At 68.9% G+C, this 20,961-nt stretch carries 26 protein-coding genes; 19 read left to right on the plus strand and 7 right to left on the minus strand.

All coding sequences use genetic code 11. The features are described 5' to 3' along the window. Positions 1-137: 137 nt before the first annotated feature. Positions 138-494, minus strand: a complete 357-nt coding sequence (flaF, locus tag FHS97_RS07895; RefSeq protein ID WP_184035500.1) for a flagellar biosynthesis regulator FlaF — start codon at positions 492-494, stop codon at positions 138-140. A 151-nt stretch (positions 495-645) separates the two neighbouring features. Here flaF and motA point away from each other — a divergent pair, with 151 nt between their 5' ends. From motA to FHS97_RS07915, 4 genes are read left to right on the plus strand one after another with little or no spacing between them, the layout of a single operon-like run. Further along, the gene (gene motA, locus FHS97_RS07900; protein ID WP_184035504.1) at positions 646-1,545 is read left to right on the plus strand and encodes a flagellar motor stator protein MotA; all 900 of its coding nucleotides are present in this window, start codon (positions 646-648) and stop codon (positions 1,543-1,545) included. Between the two features lie 31 nt (positions 1,546-1,576). After that, a complete protein-coding gene (locus FHS97_RS07905; RefSeq protein ID WP_184035506.1) occupies positions 1,577-1,966 on the plus strand; it encodes a response regulator in 390 nt (129 codons plus the stop codon). Between the two features lie 60 nt (positions 1,967-2,026). Next, entirely contained in the window at positions 2,027-2,833 is an 807-nt protein-coding gene (locus tag FHS97_RS07910; RefSeq protein ID WP_184035509.1) for an OmpA/MotB family protein, read from the plus strand. A gap of 49 nt (positions 2,834-2,882) precedes the next feature. After that, on the plus strand, positions 2,883-3,263 hold the full coding sequence (locus FHS97_RS07915; protein ID WP_184035512.1) for a hypothetical protein: 381 nt from the start codon (positions 2,883-2,885) through the stop codon (positions 3,261-3,263). 51 nt (positions 3,264-3,314) lie between these two features. Here FHS97_RS07915 and fliP read toward each other — a convergent pair whose 3' ends face one another. The 3 genes from fliP to FHS97_RS07930 are packed head-to-tail and all read right to left on the minus strand — an operon-like array spanning position 3,315 to position 4,611. Continuing rightward, positions 3,315-4,076: a flagellar type III secretion system pore protein FliP gene (fliP, locus tag FHS97_RS07920; RefSeq protein WP_184035515.1), complete on the minus strand. Its 762-nt coding sequence runs from the start codon at positions 4,074-4,076 to the stop codon at positions 3,315-3,317. Further along, a complete protein-coding gene (locus tag FHS97_RS07925; RefSeq protein ID WP_184035519.1) occupies positions 4,069-4,374 on the minus strand; it encodes a flagellar biosynthetic protein FliO in 306 nt (101 codons plus the stop codon). Before FHS97_RS07925 ends, fliP begins: the two co-directional genes overlap by 8 nt. A 3-nt stretch (positions 4,375-4,377) precedes the next feature. Next, complete coding sequence (locus FHS97_RS07930) at positions 4,378-4,611, minus strand: FliM/FliN family flagellar motor switch protein (RefSeq protein ID WP_184035522.1); 234 nt, start codon at positions 4,609-4,611, stop codon at positions 4,378-4,380. 112 nt (positions 4,612-4,723) lie between these two features. Between FHS97_RS07930 and flgC the strand changes: the two genes are divergently transcribed. Genes flgC through FHS97_RS07970 form a run of 8 tightly spaced genes read left to right on the plus strand, consistent with a single transcriptional unit; the run spans position 4,724 to position 9,490 of the window. Next, positions 4,724-5,131 (plus strand): flagellar basal body rod protein FlgC, encoded by a 408-nt coding sequence (gene flgC / locus FHS97_RS07935; RefSeq protein ID WP_184035525.1) that lies wholly within the window; start codon positions 4,724-4,726, stop codon positions 5,129-5,131. Positions 5,132-5,147: 16 nt separating this feature from the next. Beyond that, positions 5,148-5,501, plus strand: a complete 354-nt coding sequence (gene fliE / locus FHS97_RS07940) for a flagellar hook-basal body complex protein FliE (protein WP_184035528.1) — start codon at positions 5,148-5,150, stop codon at positions 5,499-5,501. Positions 5,502-5,509: 8 nt separating this feature from the next. Beyond that, positions 5,510-5,776, plus strand: coding sequence for a flagellar biosynthetic protein FliQ (locus FHS97_RS07945; protein WP_184035531.1), 267 nt, complete (start codon positions 5,510-5,512; stop codon positions 5,774-5,776). A 7-nt stretch (positions 5,777-5,783) separates the two neighbouring features. Then, positions 5,784-6,533 (plus strand): flagellar biosynthetic protein FliR, encoded by a 750-nt coding sequence (locus FHS97_RS07950; RefSeq protein ID WP_184035534.1) that lies wholly within the window; start codon positions 5,784-5,786, stop codon positions 6,531-6,533. Position 6,534: 1 nt separating this feature from the next. Next, positions 6,535-7,602 carry an EscU/YscU/HrcU family type III secretion system export apparatus switch protein gene (locus tag FHS97_RS07955; RefSeq protein ID WP_184035537.1) on the plus strand — a complete coding sequence of 356 codons (1,068 nt, stop codon included), beginning with the start codon at positions 6,535-6,537 and terminating at the stop codon, positions 7,600-7,602. Positions 7,603-7,647: 45 nt separating this feature from the next. Next, positions 7,648-8,772: a flagellar basal body P-ring protein FlgI gene (locus FHS97_RS07960; protein WP_425506301.1), complete on the plus strand. Its 1,125-nt coding sequence runs from the start codon at positions 7,648-7,650 to the stop codon at positions 8,770-8,772. Then, a complete protein-coding gene (locus tag FHS97_RS07965; protein WP_184035540.1) occupies positions 8,772-9,068 on the plus strand; it encodes a rod-binding protein in 297 nt (98 codons plus the stop codon). Before FHS97_RS07960 ends, FHS97_RS07965 begins: the two co-directional genes overlap by 1 nt. Next, positions 9,068-9,490 carry a flagellar biosynthesis protein FlgN gene (locus tag FHS97_RS07970; RefSeq protein WP_184035543.1) on the plus strand — a complete coding sequence of 141 codons (423 nt, stop codon included), beginning with the start codon at positions 9,068-9,070 and terminating at the stop codon, positions 9,488-9,490. Before FHS97_RS07965 ends, FHS97_RS07970 begins: the two co-directional genes overlap by 1 nt. Here the strand turns inward: FHS97_RS07970 and FHS97_RS07975 are convergent. Continuing rightward, positions 9,484-10,659: a helix-turn-helix transcriptional regulator gene (locus FHS97_RS07975; RefSeq protein WP_184035546.1), complete on the minus strand. Its 1,176-nt coding sequence runs from the start codon at positions 10,657-10,659 to the stop codon at positions 9,484-9,486. The genes FHS97_RS07970 and FHS97_RS07975 overlap by 7 nt on opposite strands. 215 nt (positions 10,660-10,874) lie before the next feature. Here FHS97_RS07975 and FHS97_RS07980 point away from each other — a divergent pair, with 215 nt between their 5' ends. From FHS97_RS07980 to FHS97_RS08010, 7 genes are all read left to right on the plus strand, one after another. After that, on the plus strand, positions 10,875-12,818 hold the full coding sequence (locus FHS97_RS07980) for a BCCT family transporter (protein WP_184035549.1): 1,944 nt from the start codon (positions 10,875-10,877) through the stop codon (positions 12,816-12,818). A 272-nt stretch (positions 12,819-13,090) separates the two neighbouring features. Beyond that, positions 13,091-15,901: a monovalent cation/H+ antiporter subunit A gene (locus FHS97_RS07985; protein ID WP_184035552.1), complete on the plus strand. Its 2,811-nt coding sequence runs from the start codon at positions 13,091-13,093 to the stop codon at positions 15,899-15,901. After that, complete coding sequence (locus tag FHS97_RS07990) at positions 15,898-16,251, plus strand: Na+/H+ antiporter subunit C (protein ID WP_184035554.1); 354 nt, start codon at positions 15,898-15,900, stop codon at positions 16,249-16,251. Before FHS97_RS07985 ends, FHS97_RS07990 begins: the two co-directional genes overlap by 4 nt. Then, positions 16,248-17,771 carry a monovalent cation/H+ antiporter subunit D gene (locus FHS97_RS07995; RefSeq protein ID WP_184035557.1) on the plus strand — a complete coding sequence of 508 codons (1,524 nt, stop codon included), beginning with the start codon at positions 16,248-16,250 and terminating at the stop codon, positions 17,769-17,771. Before FHS97_RS07990 ends, FHS97_RS07995 begins: the two co-directional genes overlap by 4 nt. Beyond that, positions 17,768-18,256 (plus strand): Na+/H+ antiporter subunit E, encoded by a 489-nt coding sequence (locus tag FHS97_RS08000; RefSeq protein WP_184035560.1) that lies wholly within the window; start codon positions 17,768-17,770, stop codon positions 18,254-18,256. Before FHS97_RS07995 ends, FHS97_RS08000 begins: the two co-directional genes overlap by 4 nt. Continuing rightward, on the plus strand, positions 18,253-18,522 hold the full coding sequence (locus FHS97_RS08005; RefSeq protein ID WP_184035562.1) for a K+/H+ antiporter subunit F: 270 nt from the start codon (positions 18,253-18,255) through the stop codon (positions 18,520-18,522). Before FHS97_RS08000 ends, FHS97_RS08005 begins: the two co-directional genes overlap by 4 nt. Further along, on the plus strand, positions 18,519-18,932 hold the full coding sequence (locus FHS97_RS08010) for a Na+/H+ antiporter subunit G (RefSeq protein ID WP_184035564.1): 414 nt from the start codon (positions 18,519-18,521) through the stop codon (positions 18,930-18,932). The genes FHS97_RS08005 and FHS97_RS08010 overlap by 4 nt, the downstream gene beginning before the upstream one ends. A 168-nt stretch (positions 18,933-19,100) precedes the next feature. Here the strand turns inward: FHS97_RS08010 and FHS97_RS08015 are convergent, their stop codons facing one another. Continuing rightward, on the minus strand, positions 19,101-19,505 hold the full coding sequence (locus FHS97_RS08015; RefSeq protein WP_184035566.1) for a bactofilin family protein: 405 nt from the start codon (positions 19,503-19,505) through the stop codon (positions 19,101-19,103). 4 nt (positions 19,506-19,509) lie between these two features. Beyond that, complete coding sequence (locus FHS97_RS08020) at positions 19,510-20,778, minus strand: M23 family metallopeptidase (RefSeq protein WP_246346532.1); 1,269 nt, start codon at positions 20,776-20,778, stop codon at positions 19,510-19,512. Between the last annotated feature and the right edge of the window lie 183 nt (positions 20,779-20,961).

Genomic DNA, 20,961 nt, shown 5'->3' on the forward strand with positions numbered 1-20,961 from the left:
GTGGCGGTCCGTATCCGGTCGTCCCGCCTGCCCCGAAGACACCGCCCACCTATCACTGACGCCGTGCGACGGCGGTCCGGCCGATCGACCCGGCGGGACCGTCGCGCCCGCAACCCCGCCATGCGCACCGGCGCCGCTCAGGCGGGGTGTTCGACCGCCAGTCCTTCCATCACGGTGGTGTTCACCTCGATCAGCGCGTCGAGGGACTCGCTGCCGTTGACGACCTGGCTCGTATAGCGGCCGACCCACAAAGCGAGCGACATGATCGAGGCGCGCAGCGTCGCAGGCAGTTGGTTCTCCGGCGCGCCGCACAGCGCGGACAGCACCGACCACACCTGACGATTGCGATGCAACGGCGGCATCAACGCCGCACCCGACAGCCCCATGGTGCGCGCCTCGATCATCTCGCTCGTGATCTCGCTGAGCAACCGATGTTCGGTCGCGCGGGGCGATGCGGTGCGCGATTGCGTCTTGCGGTAGGCGTCGAGCAACATGTTTCCTCCGGTGCAGCAGGCTGATCCCATTTTATAAGGATCGACCGCAGACCGTCCCGGACCGGACTATATTTTTCCGGACAACGGCGACGACCCGCCGCCCACTCCTATAATCGAGGAGGCCGCTCGGCCGTTCGTCTGGGAGTTCTTCATGCTCAACGGCATCGGTGTCGTCGTCACCCTGCTCTGCGTTTTCGGCGGTTTTCTGATGACGGGCGGGAATATCGCCGTGGTTCTCGAGGCGATGCCGCACGAGATGCTGACGATCGTCGGTGCCGCGATCGGCTCCTTCATCCTCGGCAATTCGATGGCAACGGTGAAGAAGGCGCTGGCCGGCGTCCTTCACGCGTTCAAGGGATCGCGCTGGCGCGAGAGCGACTATCGCGATCTGCTGGCGCTGCTGTTCGCGTTGCTGACCACCTTCCGCAGCGGCGGCGGGATGGCGATCGAACAGCATATCGACGCGCCCGAGCAGAGCAGCCTGTTCGCCCCTTATCCCCGCCTGCTGGAGGACAAGGAGCTGATCCACTTCATCTGCGACTATCTGCGCATGATGACGGTCAATCTCGAGGACCCGTATCAGCTTGCCGAGGCGATGGAGAACGACATGGAGCGCCACCATCACGAGATGATGGGGCCGCAACACGCGATCCAGGTCATGGCCGACGGTTTGCCCGCGCTGGGCATCGTCGCGGCGGTGCTGGGCGTCATCAACACCATGGGTTCGATCGACCAGCCGGTGCAGGTGCTCGGCGCGATGATCGGCGGTGCGCTGGTCGGAACGTTCCTCGGCGTGCTGCTCGCCTACGGGCTGGTCGGGCCGATCGCCTCGCTGCTGCAACAGACGGTTGAGGCCGATCACAAGCCCTATACGCTCGTGAAGACCGCCGTCGTCGCCTATGCGCAGCACATGCCGATCCAGGTGGCGGTCGAGCTGGCGCGACGCGTCACGCCATCGGCCTATGCACCCAGCTTCAGCGAACTGGAGCAGGCGCTCGACCAGACGCGCGAGGCGCTGGCCGCCTCCCCGCCCCAGGCACAGACCGCCTGACCCGCCTACACCGACCTTCGGAGATCAATACATGCCGGCGGCTTCCGCAATCAAAGTGATGGTAGTCGATGACCAGGGCAGCATGCGGGCGATGATCCGCCATGCGCTGCAGGATCTTGGTTTTCGCGACATTCGCGACAAGGCCGAGGCCGCCGAGGCGCTGGAGGCGGTCCGTACCGATCGCGTCCACCTGATCCTGTCGGATTACAACATGCCCGGGATGGACGGGCTGGAGTTCCTGCGGGCGGTGCGCGCCGACCCGGTGATCGGCAAGACCGCCTTCATCATGCTGACCGGCGCCGCCGACCGCACGGTGGTGCAGGAAGCCGCCACGCTCGGCGTCAACAATTATGTGGTGAAACCGTTCGCCCCGGCGGCGCTTAAAGAGAAGATCGAGCGCGTCTTCGGGGAATTGACCTGACCTTGCCCGCCGCGACGCGTCGCTGCCGCCGCGGCTCTCACGATGCGGGAACCTGCCCTCATGACCGATTCCGCCGCCGAAACCATCATCCGCCCGCGCCGCGGCCGTGCCAAGCGCCACCAGGCCCATCACGGCGGCGCCTGGAAGGTGGCCTATGCCGACTTCGTGACGGCCATGATGGCGTTCTTCCTGCTGCTGTGGCTGATCTCGAACGTGAACAAGAGCAAGCTGAAAGGCCTTGCCGATTATTTCACGCCGATCACCACGTCGAACAATCCGATGGGTTCGGGCACCGCGCTGGCGGGCCGCAGGCTCGGCCAGGCCGAGGAGGTCGGCGCGACCGCCGCGCAGCCGGTGGCCGGCGGCAGCGCCAACATTCCCGATGCGGCGCTGCGCGTCTTCGCCGACGAGATGCTCGTCGCGTTGCAGGCGCAGGCCGACATGCACCGCAACGTCCAGGTCCGTCCCGACCAGAACGGGCTGCGCGTCAATCTGGTCGATACCGCCGAACATCCGATGTTCAGGGGGCCGACCGCCGAGCTGAACGATTACGGCCGCCATCTGCTGACCAGCGTCGCGCGTCAGCTGATCCGCTCGAACGCGCAACTCGCGATCGAGGGTCATACCGATGCGGTCGGCGGCAACAGCGACACCAACTGGCGGCTTTCCGGGGAGCGGGCGCTGGCCGCCCGCGCCGCGATGATCGCGGCGGGGATGCCGCCCTATCGCTTCTCGGAAGTGATCGCAAAGGCGGGCACCGAGCCGATCTACCCCTCGCAGCCCGAGCGCCCCGAAAACCGTCGGATCACCATCGTCGCCCTGGCAGAGCCCCCCGCGCTGCCGCGCGACGCCAGTTTCCGTTTTTGACAGGCACGGTGTCGCAATGCTGAAATTCCTGATCCTTCCCGTCGGGTTGATGCTCGGCGCGGCCGGGGCGTTCACCGCGCAGATCGTCCAGAAATACCAATCCGAGGCGGCGCAGGCGCAGACGAGCTTCATTCCGGTCGGTGCGATCACGATCCCGCTCGTCATGCCCGATGGCCGGTTGAGCACCTATATCAACGTCAGCGCAGAGCTAGAGGTCAGCGACGCGGAGGCCGCGCACGTCGGCGCGCAGCTGCCGCTGCTGCTGAACGCGGTGAACATGCAGGCCTTTCGCGCACCGCTCTCACGCGGGCCCGATGGTCGGCTGCCGCGCTTCCGCGAAATCCACCACTTGATCGAAACGGCGGCGGCCGCGACGTTCGGCCGCGCCGCCGTCCGCCGGGTGGTCGTCACCCAGATCGCGCCGCAATGACCGGCACCGGCCGGCGCGCGATCGCGCCGGGCGGTGCCCGGGCGGTTGCCGTCACGCGTGGCCGAAACTCCGCACCAGCGACCCGGCGACCAGCGACCAGCCGTCGACCAGCACGAAGAAGATGATCTTGAGCGGCAGCGAGATCGTCGTCGGCGGCAGCATCATCATGCCCATCGCCATCAACACCGCCGCCACCGCCAGATCGATGACGAGGAACGGCAGCAGCAGCAGGAAGCCGATCTCGAACGCGCGCCGCAGCTCCGAGATCATGAAGGCGGGCATCACGGTCGTGATCGGCAGATCGGCGGATCGCGCGGCGGGCTTGCGCGACAGTTCCACGAACATGTGCAGGTCGTCGCGGCGGACGTGGCTGAGCATGAAGGTCTTGAATGGCTGCGATGTCCGGTCGAGCGCCTGCGCCTCGGTGATGCGCCCCTGGTTGTAGGGATCGACGCCCTCGCGCCACGCCGTCTCGAAGGTCGGCGTCATCACGAAGAACGACAGGAACAGCGCGAGGCTGATCAGCACCGGATTGGGCGGCACCCCCGGCGCGCCGAGCCCCGAGCGCAGCAGCGACAGCGCGACGACGATGCGCGTGAACGACGTCACCGTCATCAGGATGCCGGGCGCGAGGCTGAGCACCGTCAGCGTCAGCAGGATCTGCATCGCCCGGCCGGAGATCGACCCCTGCGCCAGTCCTGCCGCCGCGCCCTGCGCCTGATCGGCAGCCTGCCCGATGGTCTGCGCGAGCGCCGGGAGCGGCACCGCGGCCAGCACCGCGACCCCGCCGGCGAGAAGCAGGAATTTACGCATAATCATCATATCCTTCTACGTGCGCGACGCGGGCACGCGGGGCGCCGAGCGTCACCACGCCCTCGGGCGCGATCAGCACCAGATGCTCGACCGAGTCACAGCGGATCAGCGCGACCGACCGCCGGCCGTCGAGCGCCACCCGCTCGGTCACGGCCAAGCGCCGCTCGCCCGGGCGGGCCGAGAGGATCGAGCCCGGCAGACGCAGGTCGAAGCGGCGCACCGCCCAGAGCGCACCGCCCAGCAGCCCCAGTACGAGGCTGAGCGCGCCGATGGCGCGCAGCGCCGACAGCAATTCCATGGGTCAGGCGCTCTTGGGCAGGATTTCGATGATCTCGAGCGACATGCGCTCGTCCTCGACGATCACCCGGCCGCGCGCGACCAGTTCGTCGTCGACATAGACCAGCGTCGGCGCATCCTGATCGCAGTCGAGCGGGATCACCGCGCCGCGGCTCATCTTGAGCACCTGGTGGATGGGGATCTGGGCCGATCCCAGAACTACGGACAATTCAACGGGTATGCCTTCGAGCACGGACATGCGGCTCTCCTTCCCCGAATTTATAGGACGGGAATGTCACCGGCCCGGCGGCACCGCACAATTCCTTCCTATAACGGTAAACGGAGTGGCAATTTCGCTTTTGGAGCATGACATGGACCTGCGTACGTCGATCGATGTCTCCGCGACGGGGCTGCACGCGCAGGCGCTGCGGATGCGGGTGATCGCCGAGAATCTCGCCAATGCCGATTCCGTCGCGCAGACCGCGGGCGGCGATCCGTATCGTCGCCGCGTGGCGACCTTTCGGGCGCACCTCGACCATGCGAACGGCGCGACCGCGGTACAGGTCGTCGGCATCACCGCGGACAAGTCGCCGTTCGGCAAGATCTACCAGCCTGGCAACCCCGCCGCCGACAAGGCCGGCTATGTCCAGACGCCCAACGTCAACGGCCTGATCGAAATGGCCGACATGCGCGCGGCGCAGCGCTCCTATCAGGCCAATCTGAACGCCATCGAGGCCGCCCGCAGCATGACGGCCCGCACGCTCGACCTCATCAAGTAAGACGGAGATCCACGCCATGTCGATCGGCGCCCTTGACGCCGCGGCCGCCTATAGCCGCGCCCTTACCGCCCTGCCCGGTCTCGATCGGGCCGCTGCCGCCGAAACCGAGGTCGCGGCCGCCGCGGTGACGCCGGCCGCGGGGGTAGCGGAATCGGGCAGCTTCGGAGCGATGATCCAGTCGATGATCGGCGAGACCGCCGCGACCTTGCACACCGCCGAGACCGAAAGCGCCAAGCAGGTCGCGGGCAAGGGCGACCTCATCGATGTCGTCACCGCGGTCGGCGCGGCCGAGACCGCGCTCAACACGATCGTGGCGGTGCGCGACCGGATGGTCGGCGCCTACACCGAAATCATGCACATGCAGATCTGAGCGCGACGATGGACGCCTTTCACGCCGCCGAAATGGGCCGCGCCGCGATGATGCTGGTGCTCACCATCGCCGGGCCGATGCTCCTCGCGTCGCTGGTGGTGGGCGTGGCGATCAGCCTGTTCCAGGCACTGACGCAATTGCAGGAGCCGACGATCACCTTCGTCCCCAAGTTGCTGGTCATTGGCACGGTGATCCTCGGCAGCCTGCCGTTCATCGGCCAGGCGATGGCGGGGTTCATGGCGCGGATCGCCGACGCGATCGTCACCGGCGCATGACGCTGCGATGACGGCATTGCCCCTTCAGATCACGGTGTTGCTGATCCTGTTCGCGCGGATCGGTGCGATCGTGATGGCGTTGCCGTTGTTCACCGAAGACGGTCTGCCCGTGCAGATCAGGCTGATGATGGCGATCGGGCTGACGCTCGGCCTCGCGGGGCTGCTCGACGGGCGCGTCACCGCCCCGGGCACCGACGGCGCGCTGATCGCCACGCTCGTCGCCGAGATCGTGATCGGCGCGGGGATCGGCATGCTCGTGCGCATCGTCTTCAGCGCCGCCGCCACCGCCGGCTCGATCGCCAGCATGCAGATCGGCCTGTCCTCGGTGCTGGTCCCCGACGCCTTGCTCGGCGGCCAGACGCCGCTGCTCGCACACTTTCTGTCGGTCGCCGCGCTGGTCGGCTGCATGGCGATGGGGGTGCACCATTTGTGGATCCGCGCGATCCTGCACTCCTACGACCAGTTTCCCGTCGGAACGCTGCCGTCGTCGCAACACCTCGCGGGGGCGGCGATCCTCGCCAGCGCGCGCGCGACCGAGCTGGCGCTCAGCATGGCCGCACCGCTGCTCGTCTATGCGACGGTGTTCAACACCGCGCTCGGGCTCGCCGCGCGGCTGGCGCCCAGCCTGCAGGTCTTCTTCGTCGCGCAGCCGCTCAACATGCTGCTCGGCCTTGCGCTGTTCGCGGTCACGCTGGGCGTCGTGCTGACCGGCTTCTGCCGGGCGATGATCGCCTTCCTCCACGACGGGCTGATCTGAGATGGCCGACGCCGACCAGGACCAGAAGACCGAACAGCCGACCGCCAAGAAACTGGCCGATGCGCGCGGCAAGGGGCAGGTCGCGTCCGTCCCCGAGATGCGCCATGCCACGGCATTCGTCGGCGTCATCCTCGTCGCGGGCGGGATGGGCAGCTGGACGCTGGCGCGGCTCGGCACCATGTTCGTGAAGCTTTGGGGCCAGGCCGACGATTACGCCCGCACCCCGGACGCGACCCGCGACCTGATCGTCGGTGTCGCCGAACATGTCGCGATCGCCATCGCGCCGCTCGCCGTGACCCTGTTCGGGCTCGCGCTGTTGCCGCTGTTCCTGCAAGGACGCCCGACGCTCAACTCCAGCCGGCTCGCGCTCAAATGGTCGAGCCTGTCGCCGGCCGCCGGCGCGGCGCGGCTGTTCGGCAAGAAGGCGCTGGTCGAATTCGCCAAGACGCTCGCCAAGCTGATCGTGGTCGTGGTCATCGCCGTGCTGGTGCTCCGCCCGCATCTGGTCGCGCTCGACGCGCTGGCGGGGGCGTCGCCGATCGACATCGCGCACAGCGCCAGCACGCTGATCTACCAGCTCGTGCGCGCGATCGCGCTGCTCGTCGCGCTGCTCGCCGGCGCCGACTTCGCCTATCAACATCGCGCCTTCATCCGCAGCCTGCGCATGACGCGCCAGGAGGTGCAGGACGAGCACCGGCAGAGCGAGGGCGATCCGCATATCAAGGCGCGCATCCGCAGCATCCGCATGGCGCGCGGACGCAAGCGGATGATGGCGGCGGTGCCGACCGCCAGCGTGATCGTGACCAACCCGACCCATTATGCGGTCGCGCTGAAATATGAACATGGCGTCATGGCCGCGCCGATCGTGGTGGCCAAGGGCATGAACGCGGTCGCGCTGCGCATCCGCGCGATCGCCACCGATGCCGGCGTCCCGATCGTCGAAAGCCCGCCGCTCGCGCGGGCGCTCCACGCCTCCGCCGAGGTCGAACGCCCGATCCCCGTCGAGCATTACGCCGCGGTGGCGGAGATCATCAGCTACGTCATGCGCCTGTCGCGCCAGTTGAATTGACCGCCCCCCCGACGCCTGCCCGCCCATCTTCCTATAAGGTCTAAGATGCCAGCCTTTCCGCGCCCCCTCCTGACTGCTCTGGCCATGCTCGCCGCGGCGTTGCTGGGCGGCGGTTCCGCCGCCGCCGGGCCGGTGTCGCGGATCAAGGACATCGTCGACGTCGAGAATGTCCGCCCCAACCAGCTCATCGGCTATGGCCTGGTCGTCGGTCTGCAGGGCACCGGCGACCGCACGCAGAACGCGCCCTTCACCGCCGAGACGGTGCAGTCGATGCTGGAGCGGATGGGCGTGAACATCCGCGGCGACAATATGCGGACGCAGAACGTCGCCGCCGTGTCGGTCGTCGCCACGCTGCCGCCGTTCGCGCGCAGCGGCAGCACGATCGACGTGCAGATCGGCGCGATCGGCGATGCCACCAGCCTGCAAGGCGGCACCTTGCTCGTCACGTCGCTGCGCGGGCTGGACGGCGAGATCTATGCGGTCGCGCAGGGGCCGGTGTCGGTGTCCGGCTTCCGCGCGCAGGGTCAGGCCGCCTCGGTCAGCCGCGGCGTCACCACCTCGGCGCGGATCGCCGGCGGGGCGATCGTCGAGCGCGAGGTGCCCTTCCCGCTGCTCTCCTCCACCAGGCTTAAACTCGCACTCAAGAACCCCGATTTCACCACCGCCTTCCGCATCGCGGCGGTCATCAACAATCGCGTCGGCGGCGCGGCGCAGGTGCTTGATCCGGGCACCGTCGAACTGACGCCGCCGGGCGACGCACCGGGCGCGGTTGTCGAGCTGTTCGCGCGGATCGAGGAACTGCCGGTCGAGGTCGACCTGCCGGCGCGGATCGTCATCAACGAGGCGTCGGGCACCGTGGTGATGGGCGCCGATGTGCGGATCAGCCCGGTTGCGATCGCGCAGGGCGGCCTGACGATCAGCGTCTCCGAAGCCCCCATCGCCTCGCAGCCGGAGCCGTTCTCCGACGGCACCACGCAGGTGCTGCCGCGCACCCGGATCAACGTCGACGACGGCGGTGGCCATGCGCTCGGCATCCTGCACGGCGGCACGTCGCTGGTGTCGCTGGTGGCGGGGCTGAACGCGTTCGGCGTCACTCCGCGCGATCTCATCACCGTGCTCCAGGCGCTGCGTACCGCCGGAGCCTTGCAAGCCGAAATCGAGGTGCAATAATGGACGTGAACGCTCCGATCGTCGCCGGCGCCACGCCGCCGCCGCGCCTGCCGAGGCGGAGCGACGATCCCGCCGTGACGGCGCGGTCGTTCGAGGCGGTGTTCATCGGCGAGATGACGCGCATCATGATGGACAGCGCGCCGACCGACGGCCCGTTCGGCGGTGGCCATGGCGAGGAGATGTTCCGCAGCGTGCTGGCCGACCACATGGGCGAGGCGATGGCGCGCCGCGGCGGTCTCGGCATCGCGCCGTCGGTGATGGCGCAGATGCTGCGGATGCAGGAAGGCCGGCGCTGATGTTCGACCGGCTGAGCGATCTGCTGACCTCGCTGCTGCTGCTCATGGAGGAGGAGACGCAATATATCCGCTCCTGCACCTTCGACGCGACGCTGCCCGAACTCGCGGCGACCAAGATCCGGCTGATCGGACAGCTCGAACATGTCACGGCGGTGATCGCGCGCGACGAACAGAATTGGTCGGCGACGCTGACCGAGCAGGATCGCGCGCATCTGACTGACATGCTGCGCACATTCGAGACCACCGCGGCCGACAATCGCGCGGCTCTCAAGCGGCAGATCGACCTGTCGGTCGAACTGATCGGCGCGATCGCCGCGGAAGCCAAGCGGCAGGCCGGACGGTCTTCCTCGACCTATGGCGCGGCGGGCACGTTGTCCGTCTATGATCCGACGATGCCGATCGCGATCAACTCGCGCTATTGATCGTGGCCGGCGCCGTCGAACAGCGCGGCGATGACCATCGCCACCTCCGCCGGATCGCGCTCGTCGAGCAGGATCTCGCGTTCGGGATGCAGGCTGTAGCCGATCATCCGTCCCTGCCGGTCGAACGTCACGATGACGAGCCGCAGCCCCTCCGGCTCGCGCAGCACCGCCAGCCCGCCCGCCGAGGGAAAGCGATCGGGGTCGACGATCGCGATCGCCTGCGCGGGCAGCGCCGCGCCCAGCGTCGCACGGCAGACGCGCAGCCCGTAACTGTTCGCCCCGCCCTGTCGCGGCACCTCCACCGACCGGCCGAGCGGCACCCGCTCGATCAGCCCGTCGGGCAAGGGCGCGCCAAAGACCGGTGCCATCCGGACGGTCGCGACGTCCGCGGCGTGGATCGCGGCCAGCACGGCCGGATCGGGCTCGTGGGCCGCGGGCGGTGCGATCACGCGCCGCGGGCGGGTCGCGGTTGCGGGTGCCGGCGCGGAGTCCAGATCGCGCCGCAGGGCGGCGATCCGGGCGCGCGTCTTGTCCTGGCGCGCCGCCACGCCCGCGATCATCGGGATATAGGGATCGAGCAGATGTTCCTGGTGCGCGCGCTGCACCTTTGCGCGCAAGTCCGCCACGTCCGCCGCGCCGAGCAGGGCGCAGACCGCCCTGACCGCCTGCGCATTCCAGCGCGCCAGCGGCTTGTAGCCATTCTCGAACCGCGACAGGATCACCGGCGCCAGCCCGTATGATCGTTCGATCTGCGCGATCGACAGGCTACGATCGGCGTCGCGTCGCGCGCGGATCGCGGCCGCGAGCAGCACCGCGAAGCGATCCTCCTCCACCTCAGCGGGGGTCATGCCTTGCAGGTCGGTGGCCCAGGCGGCGATGTCGAAATCGGGCGCGTCGACGTCGAGCAGCAGCGCCGCGGGGTCGACGTGCAGCACCGCCGCGATCTGGCGCAGTTCGTCGGGTTTGGCGACGACCTCGCCGCGCTCGATCTTCGACAGCCGGATATAGGCCATCGCCGGCAGCTCTGCCGCGAGGGCGAGCAAGGTCGGATAGCCGTGGTGCTTGCGGTGTTCGCGAACCCGGTTCGGAAAGACGATCAACCGGTAGCGATCGATCTCCGTCGCAGCGGGATCGCCCGATCGGCTGGTGGCATTGCGCCCTGTCTTCACCCGTTCCCCCGCTCCTATAAAGTACGGCAGCTTCCGGTCCTAACGCGTCCTTGTGCGCTTGACCATTGCGGCAACCGGAACGGTGCGAAGAAAGCCGTTGGCCGGCCTTGGAAAATCCATCGTGACCCGCGACCGCGCCCCGTTTCCCCGCTCCCGGGCGCGTTGGCCGGCGTGCGCCAGTCGCCATCTTGCTTAACCGATGCTAAGATCCTGATATGGTAAAGAGTGAAATCAATCCCCGCGTGTTCTGGGGCGCGTCCGGGGTCATCGCCTTGCTGCTGGTGACGACGCTCGCGATGCCGGGCACCGCCGATGCGGCGTTCAAGGCCGCGCAGAGCTGGGCGATCGACACGTTCGGCTGGTTCTATATCTCCGCGGTCGCGGTGTTTCTGGTCGTGGTGCTGGTGCTCGGCTTCGGACCGGCGGGCAAGCTGAAGCTCGGCCCGGACGATTCCGAGCCCGACTTTCCCTATCTGTCGTGGCTGGCGATGCTGTTCGCGGCCGGCATGGGGATCGGGCTGATGTATTTCGCGGTCGCCGAGCCGATCCAGCACTACATCTCGCCCCCCGAAGCGCCGAGTGGCACGATCCTCGCCGCGCGCGAGGCGATGGCGATCACCTTCCACCATTATGGCGTCCATGCCTGGGCGATCTATGCGCTGGTCGGGCTGAGCCTTGCCTATTTCACCTATCGCAAGGACATGCCGCTGACGCTACGCTCGGGGCTGTCGCCGATCCTCGGCAAACGGATCGACGGGCCGCTCGGCGACGCGATCGACATCTTCGCGGTGTGCGGCACCGTGTTCGGCGTCTCGACCTCACTCGGCTTCGGCGTGTCGCAGATGACCGCGGGGCTGGCCTATGAATATGGCGTTCCGGACACGATCACGACCAAGATCGTGGTGATCGTGCTGGTGATGGGCGCGGCGACGCTGTCGGTGCTGAGCGGTGCGGACCGCGGCATCCGCCGGCTGTCGGAGCTGAACCTCGTGCTCGCCGTGCTGCTGATGCTGTTCGTGATGGCGGTCGGCCCGACGCTGTTCCTGCTGCGCGCGCTGGTGCAGAATTTCGGCCTCTATCTCGATCATTTCGTGAAGCGGACCTTCACGCTCTACGCCTATGAACCGCGCGCGTGGATGGCGGACTGGACGCTGTTCTACTGGGCGTGGTGGATCGCCTGGTCGCCGTTCGTGGGGATGTTCATCGCGCGCATCTCGCGCGGGCGGACGATCCGCGAGTTCGTGACCGGCGTGCTGTTCGTGCCGACCGCGTTCACTTTCCTGTGGATGACCGTGTTCGGGAACACCGCGATCTCGCTCGATCTCGGCGTGGCGAATGGCGGGATCGCCGCTGCGGTGCAGGCGAACCTGTCGACCGCGCTGTTCAAGTTCCTCGAATATCTGCCTGCCGCCAGTGTCACCGCGACGCTGGCGATCGCACTGGTCGCGATCTTCTTCGTGACCTCGGCGGATTCGGGCGCGCTGGTGATCGACACGCTGGCGTCGGGCGGAACCGAGGAGACGCCGCGGTGGCAGCGCATCTATTGGTGCGTGCTGCTCGGCGTGACGGCGACGCTGCTGCTGGTGGCCGGCGGGCTCGGCGCGCTGCAATCGGCGACGTTGCTAGCCGCGCTGCCGTTCTGCTTCATCATGCTGCTGCTGGCGGTCGGGCTGATCCGGCAGACCAATGCCGATCTGGCGGGAGTGACGCTGCCGGGCGACGCGGCCTCGGTCGGGGAGCGGATCAAGCGCCTGCTGGTCCCCGCGCGGCGCACCGACATCGTCGCGCAGATCGCCGGCACCGGCGAAGCGGCATTGCAGGCGGTGCAGGATGCGATGGAGAAGGAGGGCTGGACCGCGAGTCGGCTGGAGAGCGGCGAAGGTTCGGTCGAACTGACCATCACCGCCGCGGACGGCCGGCCGTTCAGCTATCGCCTGTCGCCGCGTTCGCGCCCGCTCGCCGCGTACACGGCGCTCGAGGCTCCCGAAGGACGCCGGAGCATGGCGTGGATGCTCGCCGCGCAGACCAACGGCGAACCCGGCTTCCGCGATCTGACCGGCTTCACGGTCGCGCAGATCACCAATGACGTGCTGACCCAGCTCGAACGCTGGCGGCTGGCCGCGCCGAAGGTCGAAGGTCCCGACGTCGCGGGGTTGTGAACGCGCCCGGCCTTGTGTCATAGCGCCGCCGGGTGTCCGCAACATGCTGCTGCGGGCAGGTTCTCACGTTGGTCGGGCCGCCAACGCCGAACCCCTGTGCCTGGAGCATCGGCCTGCCCGTGCGACCACATCCGACCCACGCCGTCCACATCATTCCCACCCCGACCGCGATCGCGCCTGAACCACGCCGCGTCGTCGTGAGTTCGAGCGCAGCGGGGCCGGTCCGCGCCGGCCATGCGCCGCGGCGCGGCGCGTAGACGGGGGAGAAGCGGGTGGCGTTGCTGACCCTGATATCACTGCCGTTCGTCGCGGCGATCCTGCTGGCACTGGCGCGGCATGCGACGCGCGGCGTCCATATGCTGATCGCCGGGGGAGCGAGTGCCGGCGGAGTGGCGGTGTTGCTGACGCAGGCGGGCGCGGTGCTCGCCGGCCGGACACCGGCAGTGCGGATCGCGTGGCTCCCGGCGCTGGGGCTGGATCTCAGTCTGTGGCTCGACCCGCTGGCGCTGCTGTTCGCGGCGTTGATCCTCGGGATCGGATTTCTCGTCGTCCTCTACGCGCAGGGCTATCTCAAGAAGGAGGAGCCGACCGCGCGCTTCCTGTCGTTCCTGTTGCTGTTCCAGGGCGCGATGGTCGGGATCGCGCTGTCGGGCAACGTGCTGCTGATGCTCGTCTTCTGGGAGCTGACCAGCCTCCCGTCGTTTCTGCTGATCGGCTTCTGGCGCGACCGTGCCGAGGCGCGGCAGGGCGCGCGGATGGCGCTGACCATCACCGGCGGCGGCGGGCTCGCGCTGATCGCCGGGATGGTGCTGCTCGGCAAGGCGGCGGGCAGCTACGAGCTGGCGACGATCCTGTCGCGCGCCGCGCAGGTGCAGGCGTCGCCGCTCTTCCCGGCGATCCTGTTGCTGATCCTCGCGGGTGCCTTCACCAAATCGGCGCAATTTCCGTTCCACTTCTGGCTGCCGCACGCGATGGCCGCGCCGACCCCGGTCAGCGCCTATCTGCACTCCGCGACGATGGTGAAGGCGGGCGTCTTCCTGCTCGCGCGGCTGTGGCCGGTGCTGGCGGGGACCGAATGGTGGTTCGTCATCGTCACCGCGGTCGGGCTGGTGACGATGATTTTCGGGGCCGGCGTCGCCTTGTTCCGCCACGATCTCAAGGCGATCCTCGCCTATTCGACGATCAGCCAATTGGGGTTGATGGTGATGCTGCTCGGCTTTGGCACCGCCGCGGCGGTGACAGCGGCGGTGTTCCACATCCTCAACCATGCCGCGTTCAAGGCCGCCTTGTTCATGCACGCCGGGATCGTCGATCACGAGACCGGGACGCGCGACATCCGGCGGCTGGGCGGGCTCGCCGCGCTCATGCCGTTGACCGCGACGCTCGGCGTGCTGGCGGCGGCGGCGATGGCCGGGCTGCCGCCGCTCGGCGGGTTCATCTCCAAGGAGATGATGCTGGAGCAGAGCGCGCACACCGCCTGGGCGGGGCAGGCGCTGCTGGTGCCAGTGCTGGCGACGCTGGCCGCGCTGCTGTCGGCGGCCTATTCGCTGCGCTACGCGGTGGCGCTGCATTTCGGCGCGCGCCGGACCGCCGCAATGGCCGCGCCGCACGATCCGGGCGCGCTCCTGCTCGCGCCGCCGGCGGTGCTGGTCGGGCTGGCGCTCGCGCTCGGGCTGGCGCCGATGACGCTCGCCGGGCCGCTGGTCGCGGCGGCCAGCGCGGCGGTGACCGGCGCGACGCGCCCCGCGCTGCATCTGGCGCTGTGGCACGGCGTCAACCCGGCGCTGTTGATGAGCCTCGGCGCGGTGGCGGTCGCCGTGCTGCTGCTGTGGCGACACGCCGCCGTCGCCGCGGCCGTCGCCCGGCTCCCCGCGCCCGACGCCAAGCGGCTGTTCGACCGTGGCATGACCGCGGCGGTCGGCGCGCTGCGGCAGCTGTCGGGACGCCTCCATGCCGCGTCGCTGCAACGCTATCTGACGGTGCTGTTCCTCGTCGCGATCGCGCTCGGCAGCGAGGCGGCGTTGCGCTTCGGGATCACGCCGGGCGCGCGCGCGACCACCCCCGCCTCGCCGGTGGCGATCGTCGCCTGGGTGGCGCTGGTGGCGGCGACCGGCGCAGTGCTGGCGATCGACCGGCGGCGCTATCTCGCGCTGATCTTCCTCAGCGTGATCGGCGTCGTGATGGCGCTGGCGTTCGTTCACCTCTCCGCCCCCGACCTCGCGCTGACGCAGATCGCGGTCGAGGTGGTGACGATCCTGCTCATGCTGCTGGCGCTGCACCTGCTGCCCGGCAACCCGCCGCGACTGTCGGGGGTGACGCGGCGGGCGCGCGACGGCCTGATCGCGGCGGCGGGCGGGCTCGGCACCGGCTGGCTCGCCTGGACGATCATGACCCGCCCGGAGCGCGCGGGCGTCTCGCGCTTCCACTGGGACAACAGCTATGCGGGCGGGGGCGGCACCAATGTCGTCAACGTCACGTTGGTCGACTTCCGCGCCTTCGACACGTTCGGCGAGATCACGGTGCTCGGCATCGCCGGCCTCGCGATCTATGCCCTGCTCGAGCCCGCCGCGCACGGCGTGGCGGGGCGGCGCTTGCGCCAGTGGCGCTCGCGCGACCGTTTCTCGCCCGAGCGCCACCCGATGATGTTCGTGATGGCGACGCGGCTGCTGTTGCCGCTGGCGTTGCTGGTCGGCTTCTACATCTTCCTGCGCGGGCACAACCAGCCGGGCGGCGGGTTCATCGCGGCCCTGGTCTTCTCGATCGCGATCCTGCAGCAATATCTGGCGTCGGGCTTCGACTGGACCGACGTGCGGCGGCGGATCGGCGAGCATCAGCTGATCGCCAGCGGCGTGCTGATCGCGGTCGCGACCGGGCTCGGATCGCTGCTGTTCGGCGCGCCGTTCCTGACCAGCAGCTTCGGCCACTTCCACTTGCCGCTGATCGGCGACTTCGAGCTGGCGACCGCGATGCTGTTCGACCTCGGCGTTGCCGCGGTGGTGGTGGGGGCGGTGATGATGGCGCTGGCGCAACTCGCGCATGTCGCGCAGCGCGCCGCCAAGAACGACGGGGATGCGGCGGCATGAGCCTCGAATTCCTGGTCGCCTCCGCGATCGCGGTGCTGGTCGCGGGCGGCATCTATCTCGCGTTGCGCGGGCGGACGTTTCAGGTCGTGCTGGGGCTGACGCTGCTGTCCTATGCGGTCAACCTGTTCCTGTTCGCGATCGGGCGGCTGATCGTCGATCGGCCGCCGCTTTACGCGAAGGACGTGACCGCGCACGCCGATCCGCTGCCGCAGGCGCTGGTGCTGACCGCGATCGTCATCACCTTTGGCATGACCGCGCTGACCGTGATCCTGTCGTTGCGCAGCTTCCTGGAAAGCGGTTCGGATCAGGTCGACGGGCTGGCCGACCCCGACGCGGAGGAGCCGGCGTGACGCTGCTCGACCACCTGCCGATCGCGCCGGTCGTGATTCCCGCAATGACGGCGCCGCTGGCGATGATGCTGATGCGGCGACACGCGCGTGCCGCGACGGCGCTGTCGCTGGGCGGCTGCGTCGCGATGCTGGTCGCGGCCTGCACGCTGTTCGGGGTCGCGCAGGACGGCGCGATCCGCAGCTATGCGCTCGGCGCATGGCCGGCGCCGTTCGGGATCGTGCTGGTCCTCGACCGGCTCGCCGCGATGATGCTGGTGCTTGCCGCACTGCTGGCGACGGTCGTGCTGGGCCATGCGCTGGTCACCGGCGCGGATCGGCGCGGCTGGCACTTCCACCCGCTGTTCCATTTTCAGCTGATGGGGCTGAACGGCGCGTTCCTGACCGGCGACCTGTTCAACCTGTTCGTGTTCTTCGAGGTGCTGCTGATCGCCTCCTACGGCCTGATGCTGCACGGGCAAGGCGCGCTGCGGATGAAGGCGGGGGTCGCCTATGTCGTCGTCAATATCGTCGGGTCGGCGCTGTTCCTGATCGCGCTCGGGCTGCTCTACGGGCTGACCGCGACGCTCAACATGGCGGATCTCGCGGTGAGGATCGCGGCGCTCGGCACGGCGGATCAGGGCTTGCTGCGCGTCGCGGGGCTGCTGCTGATGACGGTCTTCGCACTCAAGGCGGCGGTGGTGCCGCTGCACCTGTGGCTGCCGCGTACCTATGCCGCGACGATGCCGGTGGTCGCGGCGCTGTTCGCGATCATGACCAAGGTCGGCGTCTATGCGATGATCCGCACCGTGCCGCTGATCTTCGGCGCGCAGGCGGGTGCGGCGGCGTGGGTGCCCGCGCCGTACCTGCTGCCCGCCGCGATCCTCGGCGCGGTCGTCGGGTTCGTCGGTGTGCTGGCCGCGCGCGGGCTGCGTGAGCAGGCGGCGTTCGCGGTGCTCGCCTCGACCGGCACGCTGTTGATGGCGGTGGCGTCGTGGCGCGCGGCGACGCTCGCCGCCGCGCTTTACTACATGGTGCAGGCGGTGCTGGCAGGCGCGGCATTGTTCCTCGTCGCCGATGTGACGATGCGGCGGCGCGGCCAATATGCCGATGCGCTCGTCCCCAGCCCGCGCTTCGCCGGGCAGGACGCCGCCGGGCTGCTCTATCTCGCCGCGGCGATCGGCGCGGTCGGGTTGCCGCCGCTGGCGGGGTTCGTCGGCAAGCTGCTTATCCTCGACGCCAGCTACGCGACCCCTGGCTGGCCGGCGGTGTGGACGACGATCCTCGTCACGACGCTGATCGGCGTGATCGGCTTCTCGCGCAGCGGCTCGACTTTGTTCTGGAAGACGAGCGCCGCCGACGCCGATCCGATCGCCTGCCCGGCCCGCGCGCACGCCGAGTTCATCGCTCCCGCGCTGTTGCTGGCCGCGCTGGCAGCGTTGACCGGCGCGGCGGGCTGGATGACCGAACAGACCCGCGCCACCGCCGCGCAGGTCATGATGCCCGTGACCTATGTCACCGCCGTATTGGGCGCGGCACGATGAGGCACGTGCTGCCCCACCCCGCACTGTCGGCGATGCTGCTGATCGTGTGGTTGCTGATGGCGAACAGCATCACGATCGGCGGTGTCGTGCTCGGCGGCGCGTTCGCGCTGATCCTCCCCAAATTCACCCAGCCGTTCTGGCCCGACCGGCCGCGGATGCGGTTCGGCCGGCACTTCCTCGGCTATCTGGCGATCGTGCTGCTCGACATCGTCGTCGCCAATTTCCAGGTCGCGTGGCTGATCCTGTTCCGGCGCAGCCGCGACCTGCGCGCCCGCTGGCTGGTGGTGCCGATCGACCTGACCACGCCGGAGGCGATCACGATGCTGGCCGGGACGATCAGCCTGACGCCCGGCACCGTCTCGGCGGACGTGTCGGCGGACGGGCGCTTCCTGCTCGTCCATGCGCTCGACGTCGCGGACGAGGCGGCGGAGGTGGCGCGCATCAAGCGCCGCTACGAAGCGCGGCTGCACCGGATCTTCGCATGATCGACCTTGCCCTTCACCTCGCGGCGGGCGCGATCGCGCTCGCGGTGCTGCTCAACCTGTGGCGGCTGCTGCGCGGGCCGGCGCTGGGCGACCGGATCGTCGCGCTCGACACGATGGTCATCAACGCCATCGCGCTGATCGTGCTGATCGGGATGATCGGCGGCAACGATACCTATTTCGAGGCGGCGTTGCTGCTGGCGATGGTCGGCTTCGTCAGCACCATCGCTTATTGCAAGTTCATCCTGCGCGGGGACATCGTCGAATGAGCGTCATCGCCGATATCGTCATCGTCGTGCTGCTGCTGCTGGGCGCGGGGTTCGCGCTGATCGGCAGCTTGGGGCTGGTGCGGCTGCCCTCGACGATGGAGCGGCTGCACGGGCCGACCAAGGCGACGACGCTCGGGCTGGGCGCGCTGCTCGTCGCGTCGGTGGTCTATTTCCGGGCACGGTTCGGGGTGTGGACCGCGCACGAGGCGCTGATCTCGCTGTTCCTGTTCATCACCGCGCCGATCTCGGCGAACATGATCGCCAAGGTTCATCTGCACCGCCTCCGCACCGGCGCGATCAGCGAGCCCGACAGCATCGCCGGCCCGCCGCCGCGACCGGGCGGCGACGGCGAGTGGGCGACGTTCGAGGCACCGCGACGCGACACGCCTGCCTCGACCGCGAACAGCTGACGCGCCATGCCGGGAGCTGGTCGCCCGCTGCGGGATGGGCCAGCGACGTGACCCGCCATCCGGTACGGACCGGTAGGCGCAGCAGGCGATATGCGGTCCGCGATTCATGGCCGCCGATCACCGGCGAGTGTTGCGGCATCGGTTACACACCGCGTGCGCGCGCCGCGCTTACTCCCCTTCGAGCAACAGCGGCGTGCTGTCGTATGCCGCCGGCTCGACCGGTTCGACCGGGATCGCCGTGGCCGGCACCTCGGCACCGCCCTTGGCGAACGTGCCTTCGACGCGGGCGCCCTGTTCGATCGTCAGCGTCTCATAATGCACTTCGCCGACGATATGCGCGCTGCGCTGGACGACGAGGCTGTCGACGATGATGCTGCCGCGCACCATGCCGGCCATGTGCGCCGACTGGGCGGTGATCGTGCCGATCATCTCGCTGGCCGCGCCCTGCACCAGCGCGAGGCAGTTGATGTCGCCGCGGACGCGGCCGTCGATGTGCAGGTCGGCGGAGGCCGAGATGTCGCCGGTGATGACGACATCGGCGCCGATCATCGAGAAGGTGGAATTCTTGCTCATGGGTTCAGTCGCTACCTTTGTCTGGACCGGTATCTTTGGCGGCGCCGGCGGCCGCGGCGGGGCCGGCGGATTGGCTGACGATCTTCGATGAAACATAACTGCGCGCCTCCAGGAAGGGACGGGGGTTGGTGGGACGGCCGTCGATCCGCACCTCGAAATGCAGATGCGGGCCGGTCGAGCGGCCGGTGGAGCCGATCGCGCCGATGGTCTGTCCTGCGGCGACCTGCTGACCGACATGGCTGTGGAAGGCGGACATATGCGCGTAGCGGGTGACGAGCCCGGGGCCATGCGTCACCTCGACGCAATTGCCATAGCCGGAGCGCTGCCCGACGAAGGTGACGATCCCCGGCGCCGCGGCGTAGATCGGCGCGCCAAGCGGGCCGCGGAAATCGAGCCCGGGGTGGAACGAGCCGTGGTGGGTGAACGGGTCGGAGCGATAGCCGAAACCGCTGGAGATCGAATCGGCGCTGGCGGGCAGGACCTGCGGCATGCGGGACATCGCCCGGTCCAGCGCGCTCATCCGTGAGAGGCTGGCGCCCAGCCGCGCGAAGCGCGGATCGATCGAGCCGTCGGCATCGGTGGACAATGCGAAAAGCGGGCCGCCCATCGCGTCATTGCCCGCCTCGCCCCCGCCCGATCCGCCGAGCATCCCCGGGTTCACGCCCAGTTTGCGCATCATCGCCAGCCCGCGCGCGGCGCGGCGATCGGCATAGCGCGTCAGGCTCTCGACGAACGCCAGCTGGCGCGCTTCCATCCGCGCGAGATTGCCCGCCTCGGGCACGGTGGCGCTGACCTTGTCGATCGTCCGGGCGGCTTCGCTGTTGCTGTTGGTGACGGTTTCGCCGTTCTTGCTGTCCCTGGGCAGCACGCCGAGATGCGCCTGCGTCACCTTTTCGATGAAATCCTGCCGCCGCTGCAGGTCGGAGGTGACGCCGTCGAGGTTGCGGCGATAGGCGGCGACCCGGCTCTCCGCCTTCTCGACGCGCGCCTGCCGGCTGAGCAGCGCGGTCGCGTCGCGGGAATCGTGCCAGCGGATCAGCGCGAGCGTGGTGATCGACCCGACATAGGTCAGCGCCAGCACCGCGATACCGGTCGCGGCCCGTTTCTGCGCGCGCGCGGAGACACGGATGAACCGCACCTGCCCCTGCGAGCGCATGATGAACTCGCGGTCGGGAAACCAGTCGTCGATCCGCGCGCGCGTTGCCGCCACTCGCTCGCGCAAGCGAACGCGCGCGACGCGCTGCCCCGCCTGCTGCGGTTTCGGCTTGTTCAACACGAGTCCGCTTCCGTCATCCCTGGGCCCATCCATGATTATAGAGGATGTGGCGCCCGTTCGTGACAGCGCCGCGGCATGATCGGCCGGCATCCTACCCAAAACGGGTCGCCACGCCGCCGATCGATCGGGTCGGGAGAATCGGGGGGCGGACGGAACGCCTGCCGGTCCGCGTCGAGGATC

It is taken from the genome of Sphingomonas endophytica, from assembly GCF_014199415.1.
GTDB lineage: Bacteria > Pseudomonadota > Alphaproteobacteria > Sphingomonadales > Sphingomonadaceae > Sphingomonas > Sphingomonas endophytica.

Bases quoted from the DNA above. Each gene is read 5' to 3' on its own strand.
- flaF (WP_184035500.1), bottom strand. From the start codon at position 494: ATGTTGCTCGACGCCTACCGCAAGACGCAATCGCGCACCGCATCGCCC.
- motA (WP_184035504.1), top strand. From the start codon at position 646: ATGCTCAACGGCATCGGTGTCGTCGTCACCCTGCTCTGCGTTTTCGGC.
- FHS97_RS07905 (WP_184035506.1), top strand. From the start codon at position 1,577: ATGCCGGCGGCTTCCGCAATCAAAGTGATGGTAGTCGATGACCAGGGC.
- FHS97_RS07910 (WP_184035509.1), top strand. From the start codon at position 2,027: ATGACCGATTCCGCCGCCGAAACCATCATCCGCCCGCGCCGCGGCCGT.
- FHS97_RS07915 (WP_184035512.1), top strand. From the start codon at position 2,883: ATGCTCGGCGCGGCCGGGGCGTTCACCGCGCAGATCGTCCAGAAATAC.
- fliP (WP_184035515.1), bottom strand. From the start codon at position 4,076: ATGCGTAAATTCCTGCTTCTCGCCGGCGGGGTCGCGGTGCTGGCCGCG.
- FHS97_RS07925 (WP_184035519.1), bottom strand. From the start codon at position 4,374: ATGGAATTGCTGTCGGCGCTGCGCGCCATCGGCGCGCTCAGCCTCGTA.
- FHS97_RS07930 (WP_184035522.1), bottom strand. From the start codon at position 4,611: ATGTCCGTGCTCGAAGGCATACCCGTTGAATTGTCCGTAGTTCTGGGA.
- flgC (WP_184035525.1), top strand. From the start codon at position 4,724: ATGGACCTGCGTACGTCGATCGATGTCTCCGCGACGGGGCTGCACGCG.
- fliE (WP_184035528.1), top strand. From the start codon at position 5,148: ATGTCGATCGGCGCCCTTGACGCCGCGGCCGCCTATAGCCGCGCCCTT.
- FHS97_RS07945 (WP_184035531.1), top strand. From the start codon at position 5,510: ATGGACGCCTTTCACGCCGCCGAAATGGGCCGCGCCGCGATGATGCTG.
- FHS97_RS07950 (WP_184035534.1), top strand. From the start codon at position 5,784: ATGACGGCATTGCCCCTTCAGATCACGGTGTTGCTGATCCTGTTCGCG.
- FHS97_RS07955 (WP_184035537.1), top strand. From the start codon at position 6,535: ATGGCCGACGCCGACCAGGACCAGAAGACCGAACAGCCGACCGCCAAG.
- FHS97_RS07960 (WP_425506301.1), top strand. From the start codon at position 7,648: ATGCCAGCCTTTCCGCGCCCCCTCCTGACTGCTCTGGCCATGCTCGCC.
- FHS97_RS07965 (WP_184035540.1), top strand. From the start codon at position 8,772: ATGGACGTGAACGCTCCGATCGTCGCCGGCGCCACGCCGCCGCCGCGC.
- FHS97_RS07970 (WP_184035543.1), top strand. From the start codon at position 9,068: ATGTTCGACCGGCTGAGCGATCTGCTGACCTCGCTGCTGCTGCTCATG.
- FHS97_RS07980 (WP_184035549.1), top strand. From the start codon at position 10,875: ATGGTAAAGAGTGAAATCAATCCCCGCGTGTTCTGGGGCGCGTCCGGG.
- FHS97_RS07990 (WP_184035554.1), top strand. From the start codon at position 15,898: ATGAGCCTCGAATTCCTGGTCGCCTCCGCGATCGCGGTGCTGGTCGCG.
- FHS97_RS08000 (WP_184035560.1), top strand. From the start codon at position 17,768: ATGAGGCACGTGCTGCCCCACCCCGCACTGTCGGCGATGCTGCTGATC.
- FHS97_RS08005 (WP_184035562.1), top strand. From the start codon at position 18,253: ATGATCGACCTTGCCCTTCACCTCGCGGCGGGCGCGATCGCGCTCGCG.
- FHS97_RS08010 (WP_184035564.1), top strand. From the start codon at position 18,519: ATGAGCGTCATCGCCGATATCGTCATCGTCGTGCTGCTGCTGCTGGGC.
- FHS97_RS08015 (WP_184035566.1), bottom strand. From the start codon at position 19,505: ATGAGCAAGAATTCCACCTTCTCGATGATCGGCGCCGATGTCGTCATC.